Raw genomic sequence first — 23,893 nt, forward strand, 5'->3', positions numbered from 1 at the left:
ACGAACGGGGTCGCGTCAGTGGTGGAGAACTTTACTCAGGAAGTCGCGTGTGCGCTCATTCTGAGGGTTTCTGAAGAAGTTCTCTGGCTCACCGCTTTCAAGGATTGCCCCACGGTCCATAAAGACAACACGATCCGCAACGCTTCTGGCGAAGCCCATTTCATGGGTGACCACCATCATCGTCATGCCTTCTTTGGCGAGACTAACCATAACATCGAGCACTTCATTGATCATCTCCGGATCCAGTGCCGAAGTGGGTTCATCAAACAACATAATTCTTGGCTGCATACAAAGAGAGCGCGCAATAGCCACCCGCTGCTGCTGGCCACCAGACAGCTGGCTTGGGTAATTGTTCATACGATCAGCGAGGCCGACTTTAGCCAGCAGTTCTTTGCCCCGCCTTTCCGCATCGGCTTTTGATAATCCCCGTACATGAATAGGTGCAAGTGTTACATTCTCCAGCGCAGTCTTATGCGGGTAGAGATTGAATTGCTGGAACACAAAGCCGACTTCCATTCGCAATTCACGCAAGGCTGCATTTTTTGCGCTCAGATCAATGCCATCAACGATCAGTTTGCCTGACTGGAAGGCTTCCAGTCCATTAACGCATCGGATCAGCGTGCTTTTACCGGAACCGGAAGGACCGCACACGACGACGACTTCGCCTTTGTTGACTGTCAGATCAATATTGTTAAGCACGTGAAGTGCGCTGCCGAACCATTTGTTCAGACCCTGAAATTCAATCATTACACCTGTCCAGTTACAAAATAGGAGACTGAGTGCCACGCTCCATACGGCGCGAGAGATAAATCATCGGATAGCAGACGATGAAGTAGCCGATGCCAACCACGCCAAAGACCAGCAGACCGTTGGGGATGTTCTGAACGATCATCCATCCTGAACGTGTAAGATCCATAATCCCGATGGCCGAAACCACGGAGGAATCTTTCACAAGCAAAATGAACTGACCTACCAGAGATGGTCTTACGATGCGTAACGCCTGTGGCATGATAATTAATCGAAGCTGTTGCGAATAGGTGAAGCCTGATGCAATCGCCGCTTCAGTCTGTCCGCGCGCAACAGCTTTGATGCCGGAGGCAATAATTTCGCCGATAAAGCAGGCTGACAGATTGGAAAGCGCGATCACTCCGGCATTAAAAGCCGACAGCTCGATGCCGATTGATGGCAGAATGAAGAAACAGATGAAGACCTGTACCAGGAACGGCGTACCACGAAACAGATCAATATAAAGCCCTGTTATGCCCGAAAGCCATCGATTGGGGCTTGCGCGAAGCACACCAAATATCAGGCCCACAATGACCCCAATGATCAGAGAGAGCAAGGATAGCGAAACTGTCATTCCGAGGCCCTTCAAAAGAATGGGCCAGAAATTCCACAACCGTTCGACCTGGAACCAAAACATATGCGCCCCCTGTTATCTTTCCGGCATGCGGTTGAAACGCGACCATGTACCGGCAAGCGCTTTGAGTAGATAATAGATCAGCAGGAATCCGGCGGCAGTTGCAGCAAAACCCTCGACCGGCATGAAACGATCAAGCGCGATTTGCTGTCCGACACGGGTGAGCTCGACAACGGAAATCAGCGAAAGAAGCGAAGAGTCTTTCACCAGCACAATTGCCTGACCAATCATTGGTGAAATCGTTGGTCGGACCGCCTGAGGAAGGACAACGAGCCTCATCCGTTGCAGATAGGTAAAGCCGGAGCTGAGAGCAGCTTCAAACTGACCGCGTGGAATAGAGAGAATGCCCGAGCGAATAATCTCAGCGACATAAGCTCCGGAGTTCAAGGAAAGAGCTATGATGCCAATCACTATCTCCGGAAGGAGTACACCAAAACGCGGCAGGCCAAAATACAGAAAATAGAGTTGTGCAAGCAATGGCGTCGCGCGAATGAGGTCGATATAGGCGATGCCGATCCTGCGCAGCCAGCGCACCGGCTGAATGCTTAAAGCGCAAGCGACGATGCCAATGATCAACGCGCCGGTAAAGCCTGCGGCAGACAACATCAATGTATTGAGAAAACCCTGCCAGAGTTCAGGCAGATACTCCGATATGACTCTTATGTTCAGATTGCCAAACATGGTTCACCGGTAACATTCGCATTTTGAGAAAAGGTGCAGGATGAAACGGTTCCCGCACCTCCATCGACATTAGTGATCAGCCTGCCACTTATTCGAATTGACCCAGTAATCGAGGTTTTCTTTCAAGCGACCATCAAGTTTGATGTTGTCGAGGAACAGGTTTGTCCAAATCATCAGATCCTGCGAATCGTATCTGACGGCATAGGCAAGAGGTTCTGAGCTGAGCATGTCAGAAAATACTTCAAACGTCCCTTCTGGGTAGTTCTGAACCTGTGCGGCAACGGCCGTATTGTCATTCACCCCACACTGGGCCTGACCGGATGCGACCGCATCAAGCACCACTGTTCCGCCTCCCTTGAACGCCTTGACAGTGGCATCAGGGAAAAACTTGGGCATATTTTTCTCGGCTGTTGATCCGAGAATGACGGCAACCGTTGTGCCTGGCTTTTTGCAGTCTTCAACGCTTTTGAACTCACCACCAGCAGCAGTGAAAGCGACTGAACCGACATGAATCCATGGCTGGGTAAAAGCGACCTTGGTTGCGCGGCTCATGGTGGCTGTCATATCGGCTGCCAGAATGTCAGCTTTTCCTGAAAGCAGCGCCGGAATGAGACCATCCCAATCGAAATCAAGATATGTAACCTTGACACCCATTTCCTTTGCCATGAGCTCGGTCAGAGCAATTGCGCTCCCTGCACGAGTGCCGTTCTTGTCCATAAATGAATAGGGAGGGCCCTGAGTCTGAACAGCGACGCGCAACTCGCCACGGGCGATAATATCGTCAAGCGTACCCGCATAAGCAGGTGTGGTCTGCGCCGCAGTTCCCATCAGCGCAGCAAACATAGCTGACGTAATAAGCCCATTGATTTTTTTCATCATTTCTTGAGTTCTCCCTCATTTGAGCAGCAGTAGTCCGCGTCCGCGCAAGGCGGCCAGTTAGAATCTTCATTTTATCGTTAGGTTAAGGAGCGGATTTGTCGCTCTCTTCATCTTCCCATACGCCGCGCGGCAAACTCAGCCATTTGTTATGGGCTTTCATGACAACAAAAGTTTCGCTGCCCTGAATGACGCCGGGTTCAGCCAGACCTGGGAGCAGTTCGCTCGTCACGCGGTATAGTTCTTCCATGTCGCCTTCAAACAGCACTTCGCACAGAAGGTCATATCGTCCAGTTACGATGCTGACGGATGTCACAAATGGCAGCTCGGACATCTTCCGGGCAATTTCATTCAGGCGACCATGCCCATTGGCGTGAATACCCAAAATCGCCACGATAAGCTCAGGACGCTCAGAGACATTAACAACGCCTGCAATCCGGAAAAGCTTATTTTCGATCAGGCTTTTGAGGCGAGCTCGGATCGTTGGCGGGCTGAGCTCCAGACGTTCAGCGATCTGGTTGGCACCATCGCGTGCATCATCTGACAGAAGCTTAACAAGCTTCCGATCAATCCTGTCTAAAAGTGCACGCATTCTGTTGCCCCTTATAATTTTTATGAGGCATTGGTATTTCAATATAGCGCATCCAGTCAACCTAAAATTTTCCATTCGAAAAAAATATAGGCTAGTATTTTGCATTTGGAACTATTGGGTGGTGGATAGCGATCATCACTTATCCAATTCAGTATTTCCATGGTGCTGTCGTGCGCGCTGGCAGACCAACTGCAAACTGGTACAACTCGCGCCAGTTCGCCATCCGAAGATTTGGTGCAAAAATCATTGGCTTCTGCAGGTTTTTGGTTGGCTGCCTCCGAAGACTGTCGGATGAAAATACCCAACCGCTGTCGCAGCGTTTCGTTTTTTACGGTTGATTTTTACATATTTTGAAATAACCTCATCCTCAATAATAAGGGGAAGAGAGTAAGTTAATGCTCGATAAATCAAAAATACGAGCGGTGACAGAACGTCACCGCCGACGGGTTTTGCTTGCCTATGGATTGGTTTTTCTGGTCGGGGCTGGATATCTGTCAGTAATTCCATTGATAACCGGTTCGTATTCGTTCTTTTTTTATCTTATGATGTGGATCGCACTCGCATCAGGCGTAAATATCATGGCCGGATTTACTGGCTATGTTGCTTTCGGTTACGTCGCTTTCTTTGGTCTTGGTTCTTATGCTACAGCCATTTTTGCAACGAAGCTTGGGTTTCCCATTCTTCTCGCTGTTTTAGGTGCTGGCTTAGTTGGTGTCGTTGCAAGCCTGGCGTTTTCGCGAATTCTAAGCCTGCGTGGGATTTACTTTTCTATGGTAACCCTCGCGATTGCGATCATCTGCCGAAATGTTATTTCAATGCTCCCATCGGATGTGGCTGGCGGCGCACATGGTCTGACGATAGGCGCAAGTCTCAATCCGAAATTTGCTTATTATGCAATGCTGTGTCTGGCCTTGCTGGCGGTCGGAATCTCATTCTGGATACGCTTGTCACGTTTTGGTCGCCATCTGGCCGCTATCCGCGACGATATGGAAGCCGCGCAGGTTGCGGGACTCAACGTCGCCCGACTGCGACTTCATGCATGGATGCTGTCTGCGGGACTTGGATCGCTGATTGGCGGCGTGGAAGCCTGTTACTCAAGTGTTATTGATCCCGAAACAGCTTTTAATCTTCTCTATAGTACCAAGGCGATCATCTTTGCAGCATTTGGTGGGTTTGGCACTGCGATAGGTCCGGTCGTCGGCGCGCTTGCCATGTACAGCGTTGATAACTGGATATGGGAGCGCTTCCCGAGCCTGAATAATCTGGCTCTTGGTGTCGTTATCGTCGCCCTCATGGTCTTTTTCCCAAAAGGCATTGTTGGAACCATTACCAAGCGCTGGCAGCCGCTGCGCAAGTGGATGCTGTGAGGAACAAGCTATGACTGAACTTCTGTTCCAGACTATTATAAATGGCATCATTGTCGGCACCATTTATGGGATCATCGGCTGTAGCCTCGCCATCATCTACGGAACGATGCGGATTGTTAATTTTGCTCATGGTGAATTCGTCATTTCGGGCAGCTATCTTTCTTATATCGTAGTCACCGTACTTGGACTACCATTATTGCTTGCAGTGCCTGCTGCAATTCTGTTCTTTGGCGTCGTTGGACTGGTTATTTATTATCTGATCGTACCGCGACTGATGAAGAACGATGATCATGAATTGCCGTCATTCCTGGCAATGTATGGTGTCTCTCTGATCATTGGGTCGCTCCTGTTGATCTTCTTTGAAGCAGACACAAGATCTATCGATCTGGGGTTCTCACCGGCTTATGTTAAATTTGCAGGACTTATCATTCCTAAAGCGCGTCTGATTGCTATGGGCTTTGGTGTCATCACGATCCTGTGCATCTGGTGGGTACTCTTCAGAACTATCTATGGCAAAGCACTTCGTGCGGCCATCATGAACCGTCCTGCTATGGGTGTTATTGGTCTTCCCTACAAGCGCGTCACTGCCGCGGCATTTGTTGTGTCTATTGTTCTTGCTGGTCTTACAGGCATCATGACCGCGTTGGTCTTTCCCGCATTCAATCCGGCAGGTGGGATGGAAATAACTCTGATCGCGTTCGTCGTGATTGTGATTGGCGGATTGGTCAATCCGATAGGAGCGATCTTTGGTGGAATTCTGTTTGGTCTGGTTGAGCAGTTAACAATTCTCTATGGCAGCCAGACGCTTGCGCAGATCATCAGCTACGTAGCGCTCATCGTTGTTGTCTATGTTCTGCCGAATGGCATTCTGGGAGGACGCAATCAATGAACGCCGGTTTGAACGTCAAAAATATTCGCAAAGCATTCGGTGGTCTTGTGGCAATTAATGATGTCAGTTTCTCCGCCGCGCCAGCTACCATTACTGGTATCATTGGAGTCAACGGTGCTGGAAAATCGACACTCCTAAATTGCCTGTGCGGTCTTTACACAGTCTCGTCCGGTGAAATCATTTGGAATGGTCATGCACTGCACAATAAGCCAACGGATAAAGTTGCTGCGATGGGGATGGGGCGCACGTTCCAGATACCCCGGCTCTTTAACTCCCTGACACTGAGTGAAAATATCGCTATCGGCGAAACGGGACCAACCCGCCATGATGAAGTTGATCATCTTCTGGAACAGGTCCACCTTTATCGATTACGCGATAATCTGGCCAATGAACTGTCGGGCGGGCAGAAAAAGCTGATTGAACTACTGCGGATTCAATATCACAAGGCGGATTTAATCCTGCTCGATGAGCCATTTGCTGGCGTGCACCCTGATCTTATACGTTTGTTTTTAGATTTGATTGCAGCATTCCGTGCAGCCGGAAAAACCGTCCTGCTTATCAGTCATGACCTCACCTCAATTTACGAGCTGAGCGACAATATTATCGCTCTCAATCAGGGTGAAATTATCGCTGAAGGCACTGCTCGCGATATCCAGAACTCGACCGCCGTCGTCGAAGCCTATCTGGGAGAATAAGATGACCGATGTCTTACTTGAACTACGCAATGTTACAGTTTCCTATTCAGGCGATATAACGATCCTCAAGGATCTTACAATCAAAGCACAGACCGGAAAGATAACTGGTATTATTGGTCCCAACGGTGCCGGTAAATCGACTGCTTTGAAAACGATGTATCGGATGCTCAATGTCGGCAGTGGCGAGTTGCTTTACAAAGACGATGTCATTTCCCGTATTGATCAGACCGAACTGATCCGTCGTGGCATTGCTTTCGTACCTCAGAACCACTCCATTTTTGGTGGTCTCAGTGTCCGTGACAATCTGGTACTTGGCGGCTGGAGTATCCGGCGCGAACAAGCACGCATTCGTGATGCTATTGAACGGGTCTACGATATTTTTCCAATGCTGCGCGAGAAGGATCGTGCTCTTGCAGGTACCCTTTCAGGCGGTCAACAACGCTTTCTTGAAATCGCTCGGTCTTTGATTACAGATCCTGAAGTCATCCTGTTCGATGAACCAAGCGCGATGATAGCGCCCAAATATTCAAAGCAAATCTATCAGTTCCTCACACGGATGAAGGACAGCGGCAAAACCGTCATTCTTGTTGACCAGAATGTGCGGCAGTGCGTGAACGTCTCTGACCACCTCTATGTGTTGGAACTGGGTCGAAACAAGATCGATTGCGAGACTGCAGAGATGAGCGGAAATACTGAAATGATGGATCTGATCGCGGGTTGGATCGCGCATAAGGTGGATTGAATTCCAATGCATGACGTTACAATGTACACGGTTCCTGAACTATCGGAAGCGATCCGCACTGGCACACGCAGTGTCGCTGAGACAGTCGAGATTTTTCTCGAGAAGATCGCCGAGAAAAACGCTTATTATCATGCTTTTCGCTCTGTCTTTGCCGACGAAGCGCGCGCACAGGCATCTCATCTTGATAATGAGATTGCGAACGGCCTGTGGCGTGGACCACTCCATGGAATTCCGGTTGCGGTGAAAGAAAATATCGATATTTGCGACCACGGTGCGACGTCAGGATCGCTTATGCGCCCGGCGAACATTGCTGAAAGCGATGCAGCAATTGTGGCGCGTTTGAAAGAAGCCGGCGCAATCATTATTGGTCATACTCATATGGTGGAGTTTGCCTTTGGTGGTTGGGGAACGAACACAGCTACAGGAACACCCCGAAACCCTCTGGACGATGTGCATCACCGGGTCCCTGGCGGGTCGTCGTCGGGTTCAGGCGTTGCGGTTGCAGCTGGCCTCGTTCCTTTGGCTCTTGGTACTGATACCGGTGGTTCAGTACGTATTCCGGCAGGTGCAAACGGGCTTGCCGGTTTCAAACCAAGCAGTGGCCTGATCCCTTCTGATCAGCTGGTGCCGCTGTGCGCGCGTTTTGATGTTGTGGGTCCAATGGCGAGAAGTGTCGGGGAGTGCTGGACTCTTTTTGCGGCTATGTCGTCTCAGACTGAAAGCTCAATACCAGTATGCCGCCGTCAGCTTCGTGTTGGTGTCGCCGATCTGAAGGCTTATGGCAGTTACAGCACGCGCGTCATGAAGGCCTTCGATCAGAGTTGCGATCAGCTGCGAGCCAAGGGGTTTGACCTTGTTCCGTTCAGCTTCCCGATGAAAGTCGATGAAGTGCTGAGCCGAACAGCCGTGTTGATCGGTCAGGAGGCAGTCGAACATTTTGGTGCCATACTGGAGAACACTCCTGAAGGCCTTGATCGTGGCGTGAATTACCGTCTGACAGACGCGAAACGCTATTCGAAAGCTGATGCGACTGCGGAGTGGCTCGTTCGGGCGGATTACATTACGAAAATGCAGCGACAGATGGAGGGCATTGATGCCATTCTGTTTCCGACGCTGCCGGTTTTACCTCCGCGTCTGGATGAGATTATCGAACGTTCCATGCCACTGGGTGATCTCACGCGTGTTGTCAATTATCTCGACCTTTGTGCGATGGCTGTTCCTGCACAAATGACACAAGAAGGGTTGCGTCATTCTATTCAGGTGATCGGCAAGCATGGCGATGATGACCTCGTATTCGCACTTTCAGCTGAGATAGAAGCAAGTCTCTCCGGCTTGAAAGAGGTGGCGTGATGGTTCCGGTTAAAGACCTTCTCGCGGCTTGTTGTAAATTTGGTGAGCGTCCCGCCATTGTGATCTCTGGTTTCACACTGGATTACAATGGTCTGGCTGAGCGCATATTCTGGCAAGCGGCGGAACTTACCAAGCATCTGTCGAGTGGAGACCGTATCGCACTATTATGTGGCAACACGCTTGACTTCATTACACTTTCGTTTGCTGCCGAACTAATCGGTGCAATCCGGGTTCCGCTTAATATCAAAGCCACGCCTGCTGAAATTGCGGCTCTGCTTGAGGATTGTTCGCCGAAGCTGGTTGTCTATGAGGCGGAAACTGAAGGACTGCTTGCACAGGCACCTGCAATAAAGGCAATCGGAGCGGCAATACTCGCTTCCGCCAGCGAAGAGCCTCATACAAGCTCTGGCGTGATTTCGCCTGCTGCACGTTGCTCCATAACATATACATCGGGTTCGACGGGTAAGCCGAAGGGTGTGGTACTCACCCATGCCAACTGGCATTATGTTTTTGCGAATATGCTGATTGATCGCGATATATCGGCAGCAGATACACTCGCGTTCATTGGCCCGCTTACCCATGCCGGATGGAGTTATCTCTATGCTGGCCTGCTGCGCGGCGCACGGGCTGCCGTTTTTGATGCAGGCGATGTGGAGACAATGCTTGCGTTTGCGGAGCAGGATGAAGTCACGATTATTACCTGCGTTCCGACGACCTTGTCGCGGATTATCAAGGGAACTGACGATCATCATCCGCTTCGTCAGTCCTTGAAGTGGATTGGTGTCGGAGGTGCGCCAACCAGTCCGACCTTACTCGAACGGGCGATCAGTACCTTTGGCAGACGGATTGTTTTGAACTTCGGTCAGACCGAAGCGATGATGACATGCGCATTTTATGATCTTGCACGAGAGCAGGAGCATCACGATGAAGCGGGTCTTATCGGGCGGAGTTATATTTTTTCCAGTGTCGTAATCCGGGCCGAAGACGGCACAGCTTGCGCAATCGGCGAGGTTGGCGAAATCTGTGTAAGTGGTCCGCACACCATGCTGGAATATTGGAACAATCCGCAGCAGACCGCTGCCGTTTATCGTGGGGATGAAATTCTCACCGGGGATTTGGGTGTCGAATTTGCACCCGGTCTTTTCCGGCTCGTTGGGCGTGCCAAAGATATGATTATTTCGGGCGGCTTCAATATCTATCCGATGGAGGTGGAAGCAGCTGTTGCCGCTCTGCCGGAGGTAGATGAAGTGGCTGTCATGGGTATTCCAGATGAAGAATGGGGCGAGAAGGTTGTCTGCCTTCTATCAACGCATAAGGGTGCAGAACTATCAGCCGACAGTTTGCGTCAGTTTTTGAAGCCGGTTCTTGGCATCAAAACACCCAAAATCTTTCATTTGCTGCCACAGTTGCCTAAGGCAGCAACGGGAAAAATTGACAAAAAAGCTCTGAAACTCTGGCTGGAGGAGCAAGGTCAATGAGTGGCGTTTTCATTACCGCAATGACGCGGACTCCATTTGGACGATTTCGGGGTAAGCTTGCTGACATTGATGTCGTGGACCTTGGTGCAGCCCTGTTGAATGAGCTGATGAAAAGAGATCCCCAGGCGAAGTTGCCGGACATTGTAATTGGAGGTGCAGGAATAATGGGCGGCGTGCATCTGACCGCCCTGCGACAGATGCTCGTTGGCTCCGACTTGCCGAATGGCACTGTTTCTATTGCTGTAGATAGAGCGTGCTGTACCGGAATGACTGCGATCTCGACGGCATTCGCGCATCTTAAAACAGGTGGTGGTGATAAGGCTTATATTGCCGGTGTTGAGAGTCTGTCCAATACACCATTGCTGATTTCGCGCGGGAATGAGCGTAAAATTGCCAGTATGTCCCTGACAGACCCGCTTCTGCTTGGTGGTCGGGTCTCGCCCAAAACGATCGCACAGTATACGTCAGAAGAAGCGCTTCATTACGGTATTACCCGCGAAATGCAGGATGACTGGGCGTTCGCCAGCCATCAGAAATATTTCGTGGGAAAGGGCCTTGGCCTCTACGACAATCTTGTCTTTTTACCTCCTGAATCTGGCTTGTCAGACGCTGCTGATGAAGGCCCCCGCGCCAACTCCGACCGCCAGAAACTGGCAAGCCTGCCAACAGTGAATGGTGCTGAAACCATTACAGCAGGAAATGCCCCCGGCCTGTCAGACGGCGCGGCGGGACTTGTGCTGATGACGAGCGATGCCATGAAAGCGGCTGGTGTAACAGCCATAGCGGAAGTTGTGGATCGCGTTCAGGTCGCTGGTGATATTCAGGAGGGAACCTCCGTTCCACAGGTGGCAATTATGCGTCTTCTGGAGCGCAACTGCTTAAACATCGACGACATTTCAGTTGTCGAAATTAATGAGGCTTTTGCCGCAACGCCTTTGGTCAGCACTGCGCTTATGGCGAAGGAACTTCAGACTGATCTGGATGCACTGCGCGCAAAAACGAACATCTATGGTGGATCTGTCGCTATCGGTCATCCTCTTGCTGCATCGGGCATCCGCGTTGTTCAGCAGGCTGCCAGTATATTGCGTCTTAACGGTGGTGGGTTCGCTTTGGGTGCCATTTGTGGAGGGTTTGGCCAGGGTGAAGCTGTCTTAATCAGAGTTTGAATTATCAACGATAATAGGGGATCAAAAATGAACAGAAGAAACTTTCTTATGATGACCGTATCTGCAATCGGCTTTGCGGCTATCGGTTTGGATGCACAGGCTGCAGAGCCGTTTAAAGTTGGTATAACGGTTTCAAACAGCGGCAACTTCATGCTTGCTTCGCAATCCGGTGAACGTGGCGTTCGCATGTGGGTTGATGATGTCAATCGTCGTGGAGGCATTGAACTTGGTGGTGAGAAGCGTCCTGTAGAGCTTGTTGTTCTGGATGATCGCTCTGATAAAACAATGGTTCCGCGCGTTTATGAAACGCTGATCTCTGGCAATAATGTCGATGTGCTGATGGCACCTTTTGGCTCAACCCTGACAGGGGTGGCGGCGACTGTTGCAGAACGTAACAACAAATTTCTGATGTCATGGTCGGCATCTGCTGATGAAATTTACCAGCAGGGCTACAAAAATATCGTGTCAGCAGTTGTACCTTCATCGCTTATTCCATCCACTAATCTTCGCCTTTTAAACGATGCCGGCGTTAAAAAGATTGCCATCATTCATGTGGATGAATCCTTCCCGGCGGGTCTCGCTGCAGCGGCCGTCAAAGATGCGAAGGAAATGGGCTTTGAGGTGGTCATGGATGAGACCTACCAGAAAGGCACGAAAGACTTCTCCGTCTTGCTGCAAAAGGCAAAGGCGCTTGGTGCCGAAGCTTTCTATCCGCATAGCTATGAGGTTGACAGTGTCCTTATGGCACGGCAAATGCAGGAACTCGATATTCATTTCGACAATGTGTACTTTATGTATGGTTCCACGCCACAGTTCTTGGAGTTGGGCAAGCTGGCTGAATTTGTCACGAGCCACACACAATATAGCCCAAACGCCAAGTGGGACATTACGGATGGACTCAAAAACGAAGAGTTTGTGACCCGTTACAAAGAGCTGTTTCCGAAAGTCTCCTACTCGGAAGATTTCCAGACTGTACTTGCCTATGGCGCGGCGGTTGCACTGGAGCGTCTTGTCAGTGAAGCCCAATCAACAGACCCGGCTGCTTTGAAGCAGAAGGCGCTTGAAATGGGGGGCAAGATCACAACGATCAGCGGGAAATTTGCGATTGATGAAACTGGTAAGCAGATAGGAATGGAGCCGATTGTTCTACAAAACCAGCCGGGAAAAGGACTGGTTCCGGTAGCACCAGCGGAAGTAGCCACCGAAAAGCTCATTTATCCTGTTCCTCAGTAGATCATAGAGGATGAAAGATATGGCGATTAAACAGGCCTCGGAGTTTTCCGCCGTCAATAAAGGAGCAGCGCGCTATGCGCTGCTTCTTGAGTGCCTTTCTGCAAACCATCCCAAGCCCGTTGGTTTAGCAGAGCTTGCTAGGTTGGCGAAACTACCAAAGCCATCCGCCTTCAGGCTTCTGAAGGCTCTGCAGCTGGTTGGTTTTATTGCCTATGATAGCCATAGCGAAGCTTATTTTCTGGGTGCCCGGTTAATGGATATCGGCGTCCGATCGCTATCACAGAACTTTGCCCGCCTTGCAGAACCCGCCCTCTTGCGGCTGACTGAAATGACAAACGATACAGCATTCGCGGTGCTCGCCGAGAATGATCACATGAACTGCCTCCGCAGGATAACAGGTAGTTTTCCTGTGCGGACTTTATCGCTTGAAGAAGGTGACATCTGGCCTCTTGGCATAGGCGCGGTTGGTTTGGCCTTACTGGCTTCACATGATAATTCCTACATTGATTACTATCTCAAAAACTACATGCCCGTGATTTCCCGCTATACTTCGATTGATGAGGGAGAGTTGCGACGTCGCGTTGGTCTCACGCGTGAAACCGGCATTGCAACAAGTCAGGGCGATTTGCTGACAGGTATGTCTGCGATTGGAGTCGCGATTTACTATCCGGACTCCAAACGTCCGATGGGGGCCCTATCAGTTGCGGCTTTGAGTACGCGCCTTGACGAAACCCGTCGTGGCGAAATTGGAGAGTATCTTCGTAACGAGGCCAGACTGATCACCGAAGCACTCGAAAACTCTGTGAAGATCGCAAGGGCAGAACTCGCACATGAAAATTGATCTTTCCGGTAAACGAGCACTGATCATTGGCGGCGGTACCTTTGGCGAGGGAAATGGGATTGGCCGGGCTGTTTCCTGTACTTTCGCCCGTTGCGGTGCAAAGGTTATTATTGCCGACCGCGATGAAGAAGCGGCTAATGCCACTGCCGAGTTGGTACAAGCGGCGGGAGGGCAGGCCAGCATTGCTGTATTCGATGTAGCTGACCATAACGCTGCGCAAATGGCGCTGTCAGGCATTGATCCTAACTCAATCGATATTCTTTACTACAATGTTGGTATTGGCTTTGCGAGCGACTCACTTTCGCTCGATGAAGCCCAGTTTCAAACTGTTTTGAATGTTAATCTGGTCGGCCTGCATCAGGCTTCGCGAGCCGTACTGCCCGGCATGCGCACACGTAAAAGTGGGGCCATTCTTGCAACCAGTTCCGCCTGGTCCCATCGTCATCTTGGCTACAGCCATGCGTTCTACGCGACTTCAAAAGCTGGCATGAACCATTACGTTCAGTTGATAGCTCAGGAAAATGCCAGCTTTGGTATTCGGGTCAATTCAATTTCGCCCGGATTTATCGACACGCCCCGCATCCGGGTCAATCTTGCTCAATCCTATGGCGAGAAGAGTTTCGATGAAATTCTCGCTAAACGCGCGGCACAGGTGCCGATGGCGCGACTGGGAGAGCCGCAGGACATAGCAAACATGGCAGCATTTCTCGCTTCAGACCTCTCCTCCTACATTACGGGCGCTGATTTCAAAGTCGATGGTGGGATCAGCAGCGCTAAAATCGCGTGAGAGGTTGGCATCCAAAAGATCTCTTTATTTGCCGAAATGGAAAAATTCAGGAAACAGAAAATGAATATCGGCTTTGTTGGTGCGGGAAAAATGGGGCTACCAATCGCATTCAATATAGTGCGTAAGCTTGGTCAGCCAATCACCGTTGTCGATCCGCATCTGCCCAAACTTCCAGATGAATTGGATATTGATCCGGCAATGTTCAATTTCTCATCGAGCCTGCACGATCTGGCAGATTGCGATGTTGTGATCTTATGTCTTCCAGATAGCAAGGTTGTGTCGGTCGTATTAGAAGGCAGGGACAATCTGCTTGGGTTGTCCGAGATACTGCGTGCTGGGTCAACGATTATAGATTCCAGTTCCTCTATTGCCGCTGAGACGCTTCGTCTGGCGAGCCTTTTGGCAACACGTGGAATAGCGTTTCACGACGCGCCGGTTTCAGGCGGTTTAGCCCGCGCATGGAAGGGCGAACTCACTGTTATGGTTGGCGGTCTGGATGGTCTCAACCCACTGATGAAAATCATCGAAGCCTTCGCGACCAAAGTCGTGCCTCTGGAAAAAACAGGCGATGGTCACGTCATGAAAACTGCAAATAATTACTTGCTTGCAGCGAATATTATCAGCTTCGCCGAAGCTCTCCGCTTTGCACGCGAAGCCGGTATTTCATTCGAAAAATTTGGCGAGGTGGTCAACAGTTCGAGTGGGGGTAGTTATGTCTCACTGAACAAGATTGAAACAGTGGCACGCGATGATGACAGCGTGAGTTTTACCACTGCTCTGATAGCGAAGGACGTTCGCAACTTTATCGAAAGTTGCGCAGGTATCGGCTTTGAACTGCCGATGAGCGCGCATGTGTCTGAGTTATGGGAGGAGACTATCAGGAAGGTCGGCCCAGACGTGGATAGCCTGAAAATCTACCGCACACTGGGGCCCTCAGCTGTGTGAAATACAACACGCATTAAAAGACAACGAAGACGAAGGAGGAAAAATACAAATGTCATTGGTCAGAATTCGAAAGAAAAGTCTTACAGTTGAAACGACGTTCCATGAACTTGGTCCAGAACCCGCAACTCCATTGAAAATGGCCGCTGCTGCTGCTGTTGTCGCAAACCCTTATGCAGGGCGCTATGTCGAAGACCTGCTTCCATTTATGCAGGAATTACGATCACTTGGCCATGATTTGGCTGAAGAACTCGTGGAGACTCTTGGCGGCAAGGAGAATGTTGAGGTCTATTCGAAAGCAGCCATCGTAGGGCTGAATGGAGAAATGGAACACGGTGCCGTCTGGCATGAGGCCGGTGGTTGGGCCATGCGTCAGGTGCTGGGACAACCAAAAGCAATAGTGCCGGCTAATAAAGCTGTCGCGCAGGCTGGCTATCGGATTATGGTTCCAGTCCATTATATTCATGCCTGCTATGTGCGCAGCCATTTCAACTCGATAGAAGTTGGTATTCAGGATGCTCCACGTGCTGACGAGATTTTATTCGCACTGGTTATGGGAACTTCCGGCCGTCTCAATCCAAGACTTGGCGGGTTGATGAAGGAAGATATAGAAGGTGAAGATGGGCAGCGTTGAAGGATATTGCGATAATTAATTCGTTCGTTTGTAAGAGCAGTTTGTGCATTGAGCACACGCCGATTTTGGATGCACTCACCGGGTACATGCTGCTTTTTTTCGAGGTAGCGTGCTCTCGTTTTTTTAAACGATAGTTCAACGATTTCTGTCGCCAGCATATTTCGTTCTCAATACAATCGTTAACTATAAAGCTTCAAACTGCAATGAACTGGTGAACACAAGTCGCTAAGTCGCTATGCAAACATATCGTAAGACGTGAACTTCGCCCGATGTGTCAGGCGTAACGACTGTCGAGCTGCCGATATCGGACTGGCAGTTCTGGATGACTTTTCAGGGTTGTTGGCGCCCTGCAGTTGCTCATTATGGCACGCCACGTCTTACCGGGTATCGGCTGCTTCGGATTTGCACTGCAGCATGGCGCCTTTCTTGCCCGACAAGCAAGGCCGATCCAGAGCCGAAATCCTTGAGTTTGCTGGATCAGAACCTCGGGTACATATCCAACCGTTGCAGGACCCGCTATCCACGCTCCCCGGTGATTATCGGCATGGCAATATTCTCGTTCACACGGACGCAACGACGACGACCTTTTCTCAGCGATTGGAATGGCCGCCGTCCTCATCTCTCGACATGCCCGAAATCGCTTCAGATCCAATCGACGTAAACGGCGATGCATGTCAGACGCACGCTGATTGAAAACCGCCTCAGATTGACCTGATTATGTAGGCCCGTTCCATCAGCTGCGTTGCTTGACCACTAAGAAACCCGGAATTATTGTCTTGGTATCAAAGGGAGACGTGCTACAAGTTCCAGTCCGTAAAGAACGCCCTTTAACAGATCATGGATACAGCCACAGACTGGAACATAATCTCGAAGGTGCGCTAAAGGCATCGCTAGAAGGGAATGGCAGGATTAAGCCGCGTGGGCGGCTTTCTCCACAAGGTCTGGCGCGTCCTCAATCACTTTCAACAAGAGACGGGCGGTCGGGTCGGGCTTGCGGCGACCCTGTTCCCAATTATTCATTGTGGCGGCCGGGATGCCAAACCGACGCTCAAACTCTTTTGTTGAACGTGCGTAGCGTTTGCGGATTTCTTTGATACTAGAGGCTGGAATTGGAGCGATATTCCGAACCTCAAGCGCGACCTCGCCACGCTTCCAAGCCAATGCTTCTTTGAGGCCTTCAAGGACGCTGTCGCCAAATTCGGTGTTTTTGTCGGCCATTGTTCAACTCCTTAACGGCTGCAAGAACTGCTTTCGTCTGATCATGAGAGAGGTGTTCCTGCTCTCTTCGCATAGGCTGTCAGCATAATCGCAAGATCGTCTCGAATAATACGCCGTTGACGTAATTTCGTCGCAGCTGATTTTGGAACTGCCTTTTTTTATGCAGCAAACAAATAAACCCAATTGAACACCATATCAGCCAGGCCAGGCAGCTGCTTCTCGCACAAGCTTTGCACAGCTCTTCTCCGTCACCGGCGGGTGCTACGGTGTTGGCGATGGCAACATCTTCAACCTTCCGGATTTGCGAGCGGACTTTATCCGTGGCCAGGATGATGGCAAGGGCGGCGATCGGGGTCGGGTCTCAGCGAACATGGCAGTCATAACCTGTGGCACGGGCATTCATTCTCCGGCGCGATAGTCGATGACGGCAGCAATGAAACGCGGACGGCTTCCGCGCCGAATATCTGTCAAAGCTTGCACGCGGATATGTGAGCGTCTCGCAATCTCGCTATCGATTGCGCTTTCACTTTCGCATCGCGCGTTCGCAATATGGGATATGCCATGGCATTGTCCTGTCAGCTACAATTCGGCAAAGGACCTCGTTATGAAGGTATCGAAAACAGTGCAGATCGCGTTGAACGGGCAACCGCTCGGCTTTGCCGATATGATGGAAATCGGAAATGGCAATGCTGAGCTCCGTGTTTCTGCGGAGGGAATGGAGCGGGTGCGGCAAGCACGCGCCGTCGTCGAAGAAGCAATCCGCAACGGAATCCCGGTTTATGGCAGTACCACCGGGGTTGGTGCGATGAAGGATGTCAGCTGGTCCATCGAAGAGCTTGAAGAATTCAATCTTGGCCTGGTCCGCGCCCATCATTTTGGCACCGGTGCTGCCTTTCCGCCGTCCATCGTCCGCAAAGCAATCGCCATTCGCATCAACACAATCCTCACCGGTCAGGTCGGCTGTTCCCCCGCACTGGTTGAAGCCTATCTCGATTTGCTCAAAACCGACGTGATCCCGGTCGTGCGCAGGACGGGTTCCATCGGCTGCGCGGATATTGGATTGATGGGCCAGATTGGAGCGGTGCTGACCGGAGCAGGGGAGGCAATATTCAAAGGCCAACGTATGGCCGCCAGTCAAGCGCTCGATCTTGCCGGTCTCAGCCCCCATCGCATGGCGCCGCGCGACGCGCTGGCGTCGCTCTCAGCCAATGCTGTCAGTTTCGCCGCCGCTGCCCGCGCTCTGCGCGATGCAGCCTCTGTTATCCGCGTCATGCTGGCCACCAGTCTCACCGCATCAGGCGCGCTGGGAGCATCGCCCGATCCCTGGTTGGCCGCCTGCCATGTCGGAACCCCGCGCGAAGCGCTGGTCGGCAAATGGTTCTGCGATGCGGCAGCATCCTGGCCATGGCCCGTTTCCACTCAGGTCCAGGATCCGTTAAGCCTTCGTATGGTCCCTCAGGTCTTCGGTGCCATGATCGAAAGTCTGCTGGGGGCCGGCTACAAGGTGCTGCAGGCAACAGGACGCTCCGATGACAATCCGGTCGTTGTCGATGGTCGGGTGGTGACGTCGGGCGGGTCCTTGCCGCTCGACGTGACAATCCTGCTGGAATCAGCTTCCCTTTGTATCGCTCATGCCGCACGCAACGCCTTTAACCGCTGCGTGCTTTTGGGCAACGGCCACCGACGTGGTCTGCCACTCAATCTCGTACCCCATGGCATCATCGCGACCGGCTTTGGCCCTATCATCAAATTGGCCGGAGAGATCTTCTCGCGTGTGCTGTCGCTCAGCAACCCGGTGTCCGCACAATCGCTGGTGGTTGCCGGTGGCATGGAAGACGAAGCCGCTTTCCTGCCATTGGTGATCGAACGCTTCGAGCGTCAGGTCGAAGCCCTGAAGCGACTGGCTGCCCTTGAAGCCCTGCTGGCATCACAAGCCATCGACATCGTTGGTGACGAGCCGCAAGGCGTCGCCGGCCTGATCTATCAACAGGTCCGCCTGTGTTCCCGCTTTTACCAGAAAGACCGTCCTCTGTCTTCCGAGGTCGAATGTATCGAAGAGCTGATCTGCTCGGACGCTACCGTGGCCCAGATCATTGATAGGGCACCCATCAACAGTTTCGATAGTTTCTTTGCGCTCGGAACAGCCCCCGAAGGCACGCCGGAAGCAATCCGGGCAAGAATCGTCGCCGCCACACCGGCCTTCAAAGAGAATTGACCGCTTGCTGTTTCGGCGCAACCAAGCAAGCCAGGAGAATTGACATGGCCGATTTTGACCTTGTTCTGCAAGGCACCCTGGTTCTTCCCGATCGCGTTTTTGCGGAAGGCTATATCGCGGTGCGCGACGGCAAGATTATTGCGCTGGGAAGCGGCACGCCGCCACAAGCCCGGCAACGCCATCTTTTGGGTGAAGCAATCATCATGCCGGGTGCGATCGACGCGCAGGTGCACTCGCTCTCGCAGAAAAACCAGGAGGATTTCATCTGGTCCACCCGCTCGGCTGCAGCCGGTGGCGTCACCACGATCGTCGATATGCCTTATGACGAAGGCGATCTTATCTGCTCGGCGCAAGCGGTCAGACGCAAGATCGATCAGCAGAAGGCGCTGAACGTCTTGATCATGCGCTCACCAATGATACGGCGCTCGGGGTCATTCGCTATGCCGATGCGGGTTATGAGGAGTCGCGTGAAGAAATATCAGCAAAGAACATCCCCCATATCGCCACCGCATGATCATCGCTTGATGCGAGGCTCGACGGTGCGGCGCGTCTGCTCAGCCAGTTGCGCCGCAAGGGCGCTATCGGCTGTGCCGGAAGCGGGGAAAAATTTCCATGCTCAGATAATCCTCGTCAAAGCTCGCAATATGCACCAGTGCCGGCCGGTTGACGAACTCAACTATATTATTGCGGAAAATCAGCAGTTGCTCACTACGCAACTGCCGTAACATGCGATTGACGTGAATGGGCGTCAATCCAAGCGCATCGCCGAGCTCGGATTGCGTCAGTGGGCAGAAAAACTGGCCCTCATCCCCCGTGCCATCCATTCGGGCACGATGACCAAGTTCCAAGAGCAGATGCGCGAGCCGCACCAAAGCGCTGCGCCGTCCAATGGAAATGACATGTTCGACCAGGATGGCGCGCTGCCGTGCCATCAATTCGATGAAGGTCATGGCCAGTCTCGGCGCCGCCGCAAGGCGTTCGGTGAGGTGATCGAGGGAGAGTTCGAAAACGGAAAGCTCCGTCACTGCGATCAGCGTGTAGTAGTTAAAGCCAATCCCGGTCCGAAAACCCAGGAAATCGCCCCGCATCGGGAAGTCAAGAATCTGACGGTCACCATCAGCAAGGTCCCGATAGGTGCATCCCCAGCCGCTTCTGATAATATGCAGCGAGTTGGCCCAATCCCCCTGACTGCTGACCACACTATGCGGTGCAAAGTTCTTGACGGTCACTGGCAGCGCATGAAGTGTCTCATTCTCTCCGTCATCAAAGACCGCGCCGATCGGCGGACTCGCCAGAAAATGGCAAAGCGTCTTTGCGTCGTCAGCATTCACCGCCATGGGCATCTCACCTGACATTTCACCCGATCAAGGTGATGGGATCTGATTCTCGTGCCTTGCGCCCGTTACTTGATTTTTCATTGTCGCGCGGCCTCCTTTGAGTGTCGGGGAGCCCCTTTATTTTGGCAAGGTAGTAATCTCTACCACTAATTGCGTAGATATCTGAGCTTTTACTAAACCATATTTCCCTCAACTGCTTAATCTAGGTTAATGACACTGTGACAAAATTCGGGCAATCTTCTGATCAATAAAAGCAATAGTAAGCATTGATTACGGGGTTAATAATAAAAATCACTGAAAACAGCGAAAAGGCGGCCGTAGCGCTCTAGTCATTGTGAATGTTTCGCAATGCGATAACTGCGCATGACACGGTTAGAGGGCGAAAAAATGAACATTTCTCCGCAGTTCAACAGCAGAAGCAGTGAATCAAAGAATAATAATCATCTTTCTTCGAAAGATACTTCGTTCAAGTCAGACGAATCCAATAATGCAGTTTTGCCACTACTTGTCATAATTGACAACCGGGCGTTGGATCGTGAATGTCTGGCGCATGGCCTGACCAATCACAGTCTCGATATGTCAATCGCCACGTTCAGCTCATTTGAGCAATGGCAGCATCAGCGCCGTGGGCGCAGCGTCAGTGCCGTACTCTTCAACATTGGCGGTCAAAAAGTGTCGGATCCAGCGGTCGGTAATTACCTCAACCGCATCGTTAATGACTGCGCTCCGTCGCCTGTCATCATCCTGGCGGATAAGGAAGAAATCTCACAAGTCCTCAAAGCGCTTGACTATGGCGTCAAAGGCTACATCCCGACATCGGTCAACGTCAATGTTTGCGTGGAAGCGCTACGGCTTGCCATGGCAGGGGGCACCTTCGTGCCCGCAAGCAGCGTCCTGGCGCTGCGCCATGCCAGTGATCCCAACTCGCATCGCTTGCAGCCTCTGGGCGGAATGTTCACTCAACGTCAGGCCGAAGTCGTCAACGCGCTGCGCCGTGGCAAGGCCAACAAAATCATAGCCTATGAACTCAAGCTGCGTGAAAGCACCGTCAAGGTTCACATTCGCAACATCATGAAGAAGCTCAAAGCCTCCAACCGCACGGAGGTTGCCTGTATCATCAATGAGCTCTTCCCCTCGGAAACATCGTTCTCCGACATTCACTAGCCCGGACATCGGGTCATGAATTAGCGCCTGGTCGCGCTTTGTCTTTTCGCATGAGGGAGACTTTCTGTGATTATCTCCGACGTTTCATCAGGAAACGCGCGGCAGCCGCTGGCTGACCTGCTCGACACTATCAAACGCAGAAGAACCTTGATCATTGCGCCACTTCTTGCCGGAGTTGCGATCGGGGTTATCGGCTATCTGATGGCGCCTTTAAGCTATGTGTCGGAATCGGTTCTGGTCCTCGATATGCGCCGCGTGCAGGCGCTGCCAAACGAAAGCGCTATCACACCCCTGCCTCAGGACAGCCCCGTGCTGCGATCCGAACTCGATATCATCAGCTCGCGCATGATGGCACGCAAGGTGATCGATATTCTGCAAGCCGACAATGTCAATGTCCCCACCGCCTTTCGGTCCGGTACAGTATTGTCGGCACCGCCTGAAAATGCGAAACAAGTGCGGGAGGCGCGCGACGTGGATGCGTCGGCGCGCGAAAGACAACGCATTGATCTGTTGCTGTCGCGCTTGCGGGTCAATAATGATGGCCGTTCCTACACGATCTTCATTTCCTACCGGGCACCCGACCCCGTCTATGCAGCGAGGGTGGCCAATGCCTTTGTCACCGCCTATCTTGATCACCAGATCGATGTGCAGCAATCTGCAGCGCGTCGGGTGAGCGAATGGCTGGGCGAGAAACTGGTCAGCCTGCGCAGTGATCTTGAGGGCGCGGAACGCGCGGCCGAAGACTTCAGGCAAAAATCGCGGCTTGCCGGAGATCCCGGCCAGATCAGTTTCCAGGCGCAAAGGGTTGCGGCCCTCAATACAGAAATCGTTGCCGCAACCGGCGCAGTATCGCTTGCAGAGGCGCGGCTGCGCACCGCCGAGTCGCTGAAGACCAATAATGAAGCGCCGGCACTGACCGAAGTTCTGGCCTCCCCCGCTATCCAGTCCCTGCGCAATGAGCAGGCACGTGTCGAACGCCAACTCGATGAACTGCGATCCAATGGAGCGTTGAAAAGTGCTGAAATCCCGGTCCTGACCGCCGAGCGGGATGCCCTCAAGCAGCAAGTCACAGCGCAGGTCGATGAAATCATCAAAAGCCTGAGCAATGAAATCAAGATCGCGCGGCAGCGACGCTCCGGGCTCGAAGATGCACTGACGGCCGCCGAGGCCGACCTCGCGCAGGCCAACCAGGCACAGGTCCAGGCGGTTCAGCTTGACCGCGAGGCCAATGCAAGCCGCACCGTTTATGAGAGCTATCTTACCCGCTACAAACAATTGATCGAGCAGGACGGGATCGCCGTACCTGAAGCGCAGATGATATCGGCTGCGGAGCCCGCCACCGCCAAAGCAAGCCCCAATCTTGCCAACTGGTTGTTGCTGGGTCTGGGGCTCGGGGGCCTCGTGTCGTTGCTGGCAACGGTTTCAAGAGAAGCCTTTGACAAGATAAGGCCCGCGCAGACTGCCTCGTTCATTCTGCCCGGCATTCCGGCGGCCACCTTGCTGCCGCTCACACCTCAACTCACCGTCCCAATGCTGGTCAATCGTGGCCTCGATCCGGCAAGCGCATTTGGGCGGGCGATCAAATCCGTCCATGACAGGCTACGCTTTCTGTCCCGTGGCCGGGATTCACTGTCCCTTGCCATCATTTCGCTCGGCGACAGTGAGACAAAGGCATTGCTGATCACCGCGCTTGCCCAACAATTTGCAGCATCAGGCGTCGCGGTCGCCGTCATCGATGCCACCAATCAACATTCGCGACTATCGCAAGCTCTCGGCCTGCCCGAGACAGGACAGGGGACGGCATCGACGGGGCGCAAATTATCGGGCGCCACCCTCAATCACGATCATGGGTCGGGGATCGACATTATCACACCGGGTCAACAGGTCGAGGGGGAATGGCTCTCGGAACTGATCGGACAGCTTCGCACCGACCATAAAATCATCCTGGTAGACCTGCCCTCCGTGGCCGATGATAAGCGGTCGGTGCTGCTTTCGCGTGCCGCCGATACCGCTCTTCTCGTGGCGCAGCCCGATCGCAACGACCAGCAGGCAAACCATGCCCTCATTCAAACCATGGCTGCCCTGGGGCGAAAGCCGGCACTCGCCGTGGTCAGCCAGCCTTCAGCCTCCTATCGCAGCTGGCTGGCGAGCATAAAAGCCTTGTTGCGCCCCAATGCACGGCAAGCAATTGAGTTGTTCCGCGCCTTACTCAAGCGCCGTCACCAGACTGCCTCGCAGTCTGGGCATAATCAGCATGAGGCTTAAC

23 protein-coding genes and 3 pseudogenes are annotated in these 23,893 nt (G+C 52.3%); 18 read left to right on the forward strand and 8 right to left on the reverse strand.

What is annotated here, in order from left to right:
- Positions 1 to 15: 15 nt before the first annotated feature.
- From RT142_RS18915 to RT142_RS18940, 6 genes are all read right to left on the reverse strand, one after another.
- Positions 16 to 747 carry an amino acid ABC transporter ATP-binding protein gene (locus tag RT142_RS18915; protein WP_171380259.1) on the reverse strand — a complete coding sequence of 244 codons (732 nt, stop codon included), beginning with the start codon at positions 745 to 747 and terminating at the stop codon, positions 16 to 18.
- A 13-nt stretch (positions 748 to 760) separates the two neighbouring features.
- On the reverse strand, positions 761 to 1,423 hold the full coding sequence (locus RT142_RS18920) for an amino acid ABC transporter permease (RefSeq protein ID WP_171380258.1): 663 nt from the start codon (positions 1,421 to 1,423) through the stop codon (positions 761 to 763).
- 12 nt (positions 1,424 to 1,435) lie between these two features.
- Entirely contained in the window at positions 1,436 to 2,101 is a 666-nt protein-coding gene (locus RT142_RS18925) for an amino acid ABC transporter permease (RefSeq protein ID WP_171380257.1), read from the reverse strand.
- A gap of 69 nt (positions 2,102 to 2,170) precedes the next feature.
- Positions 2,171 to 2,980 (reverse strand): ABC transporter substrate-binding protein, encoded by an 810-nt coding sequence (locus RT142_RS18930; protein ID WP_235972515.1) that lies wholly within the window; start codon positions 2,978 to 2,980, stop codon positions 2,171 to 2,173.
- An 82-nt stretch (positions 2,981 to 3,062) separates the two neighbouring features.
- Positions 3,063 to 3,569 (reverse strand): Lrp/AsnC family transcriptional regulator, encoded by a 507-nt coding sequence (locus RT142_RS18935; RefSeq protein ID WP_313030714.1) that lies wholly within the window; start codon positions 3,567 to 3,569, stop codon positions 3,063 to 3,065.
- A gap of 243 nt (positions 3,570 to 3,812) precedes the next feature.
- Positions 3,813 to 4,076 (reverse strand): hypothetical protein, encoded by a 264-nt coding sequence (locus RT142_RS18940; RefSeq protein WP_171380255.1) that lies wholly within the window; start codon positions 4,074 to 4,076, stop codon positions 3,813 to 3,815.
- A gap of 35 nt (positions 4,077 to 4,111) precedes the next feature.
- Between RT142_RS18940 and RT142_RS18945 the strand changes: the two genes are divergently transcribed.
- From RT142_RS18945 to RT142_RS19000, 12 genes are read left to right on the forward strand one after another with little or no spacing between them, the layout of a single operon-like run.
- Positions 4,112 to 4,936 carry a branched-chain amino acid ABC transporter permease gene (locus RT142_RS18945; protein ID WP_409558592.1) on the forward strand — a complete coding sequence of 275 codons (825 nt, stop codon included), beginning with the start codon at positions 4,112 to 4,114 and terminating at the stop codon, positions 4,934 to 4,936.
- A gap of 10 nt (positions 4,937 to 4,946) precedes the next feature.
- Entirely contained in the window at positions 4,947 to 5,825 is an 879-nt protein-coding gene (locus RT142_RS18950; protein ID WP_113486376.1) for a branched-chain amino acid ABC transporter permease, read from the forward strand.
- Positions 5,822 to 6,520 carry an ABC transporter ATP-binding protein gene (locus tag RT142_RS18955; protein ID WP_113486378.1) on the forward strand — a complete coding sequence of 233 codons (699 nt, stop codon included), beginning with the start codon at positions 5,822 to 5,824 and terminating at the stop codon, positions 6,518 to 6,520. The genes RT142_RS18950 and RT142_RS18955 overlap by 4 nt, the downstream gene beginning before the upstream one ends.
- A 1-nt stretch (position 6,521) precedes the next feature.
- The gene (locus tag RT142_RS18960) at positions 6,522 to 7,262 is read left to right on the forward strand and encodes an ABC transporter ATP-binding protein (RefSeq protein ID WP_113486380.1); all 741 of its coding nucleotides are present in this window, start codon (positions 6,522 to 6,524) and stop codon (positions 7,260 to 7,262) included.
- Between the two features lie 6 nt (positions 7,263 to 7,268).
- A complete protein-coding gene (locus RT142_RS18965; protein WP_313030720.1) occupies positions 7,269 to 8,612 on the forward strand; it encodes an amidase in 1,344 nt (447 codons plus the stop codon).
- Positions 8,612 to 10,090: a class I adenylate-forming enzyme family protein gene (locus RT142_RS18970; RefSeq protein ID WP_313030788.1), complete on the forward strand. Its 1,479-nt coding sequence runs from the start codon at positions 8,612 to 8,614 to the stop codon at positions 10,088 to 10,090. Before RT142_RS18965 ends, RT142_RS18970 begins: the two co-directional genes overlap by 1 nt.
- Positions 10,087 to 11,256, forward strand: coding sequence for a thiolase family protein (locus tag RT142_RS18975; protein WP_313030722.1), 1,170 nt, complete (start codon positions 10,087 to 10,089; stop codon positions 11,254 to 11,256). Before RT142_RS18970 ends, RT142_RS18975 begins: the two co-directional genes overlap by 4 nt.
- A gap of 27 nt (positions 11,257 to 11,283) precedes the next feature.
- The gene (locus RT142_RS18980; protein WP_171380251.1) at positions 11,284 to 12,489 is read left to right on the forward strand and encodes an amino acid ABC transporter substrate-binding protein; all 1,206 of its coding nucleotides are present in this window, start codon (positions 11,284 to 11,286) and stop codon (positions 12,487 to 12,489) included.
- 10 nt (positions 12,490 to 12,499) lie between these two features.
- Positions 12,500 to 13,330 carry an IclR family transcriptional regulator gene (locus RT142_RS18985; RefSeq protein WP_231195525.1) on the forward strand — a complete coding sequence of 277 codons (831 nt, stop codon included), beginning with the start codon at positions 12,500 to 12,502 and terminating at the stop codon, positions 13,328 to 13,330.
- Entirely contained in the window at positions 13,320 to 14,117 is a 798-nt protein-coding gene (locus tag RT142_RS18990; protein WP_171380249.1) for an SDR family NAD(P)-dependent oxidoreductase, read from the forward strand. The genes RT142_RS18985 and RT142_RS18990 overlap by 11 nt, the downstream gene beginning before the upstream one ends.
- A gap of 60 nt (positions 14,118 to 14,177) precedes the next feature.
- A complete protein-coding gene (locus RT142_RS18995) occupies positions 14,178 to 15,062 on the forward strand; it encodes an NAD(P)-dependent oxidoreductase (protein ID WP_313030730.1) in 885 nt (294 codons plus the stop codon).
- A gap of 49 nt (positions 15,063 to 15,111) precedes the next feature.
- The gene (locus RT142_RS19000; RefSeq protein WP_171380247.1) at positions 15,112 to 15,693 is read left to right on the forward strand and encodes an amino acid synthesis family protein; all 582 of its coding nucleotides are present in this window, start codon (positions 15,112 to 15,114) and stop codon (positions 15,691 to 15,693) included.
- A gap of 909 nt (positions 15,694 to 16,602) precedes the next feature.
- On the opposite strand, the gene RT142_RS19005 is transcribed toward RT142_RS19000, so the two are convergent.
- Positions 16,603 to 16,911: a helix-turn-helix domain-containing protein gene (locus RT142_RS19005; protein ID WP_171380246.1), complete on the reverse strand. Its 309-nt coding sequence runs from the start codon at positions 16,909 to 16,911 to the stop codon at positions 16,603 to 16,605.
- A gap of 226 nt (positions 16,912 to 17,137) precedes the next feature.
- On the opposite strand from RT142_RS19005, the pseudogene RT142_RS24435 reads away from it, so the two are divergent.
- From RT142_RS24435 to RT142_RS19020, 4 genes and pseudogenes are all read left to right on the forward strand, one after another.
- Positions 17,138 to 17,329, forward strand: a pseudogene (locus tag RT142_RS24435) (tail fiber protein); the annotation flags it as partial.
- A 186-nt stretch (positions 17,330 to 17,515) separates the two neighbouring features.
- Positions 17,516 to 19,126 (forward strand): aromatic amino acid lyase, encoded by a 1,611-nt coding sequence (locus RT142_RS19010; protein ID WP_171380245.1) that lies wholly within the window; start codon positions 17,516 to 17,518, stop codon positions 19,124 to 19,126.
- A 44-nt stretch (positions 19,127 to 19,170) separates the two neighbouring features.
- A pseudogene (locus RT142_RS19015) lies at positions 19,171 to 19,500 on the forward strand (allantoinase); the annotation flags it as partial.
- A pseudogene (locus tag RT142_RS19020) lies at positions 19,494 to 19,640 on the forward strand (hypothetical protein); the annotation flags it as partial. The pseudogenes RT142_RS19015 and RT142_RS19020, both read left to right, overlap by 7 nt.
- 64 nt (positions 19,641 to 19,704) lie before the next feature.
- On the opposite strand, the gene RT142_RS19025 reads toward RT142_RS19020, so the two are convergent.
- Positions 19,705 to 20,463 (reverse strand): Crp/Fnr family transcriptional regulator, encoded by a 759-nt coding sequence (locus RT142_RS19025; protein ID WP_171380240.1) that lies wholly within the window; start codon positions 20,461 to 20,463, stop codon positions 19,705 to 19,707.
- Between the two features lie 387 nt (positions 20,464 to 20,850).
- Between RT142_RS19025 and RT142_RS19030 the strand changes: the two genes are divergently transcribed.
- Positions 20,851 to 21,627 (forward strand): response regulator transcription factor, encoded by a 777-nt coding sequence (locus tag RT142_RS19030; protein WP_171380239.1) that lies wholly within the window; start codon positions 20,851 to 20,853, stop codon positions 21,625 to 21,627.
- Positions 21,628 to 21,693: 66 nt separating this feature from the next.
- Complete coding sequence (locus RT142_RS19035; protein ID WP_313030734.1) at positions 21,694 to 23,892, forward strand: exopolysaccharide transport family protein; 2,199 nt, start codon at positions 21,694 to 21,696, stop codon at positions 23,890 to 23,892.
- Position 23,893: the final 1 nt, after the last annotated feature.

The sequence above is a fragment of the Brucella sp. genome, from assembly GCF_032066345.1.
GTDB lineage: Bacteria > Pseudomonadota > Alphaproteobacteria > Rhizobiales > Rhizobiaceae > Brucella > Brucella pseudogrignonensis.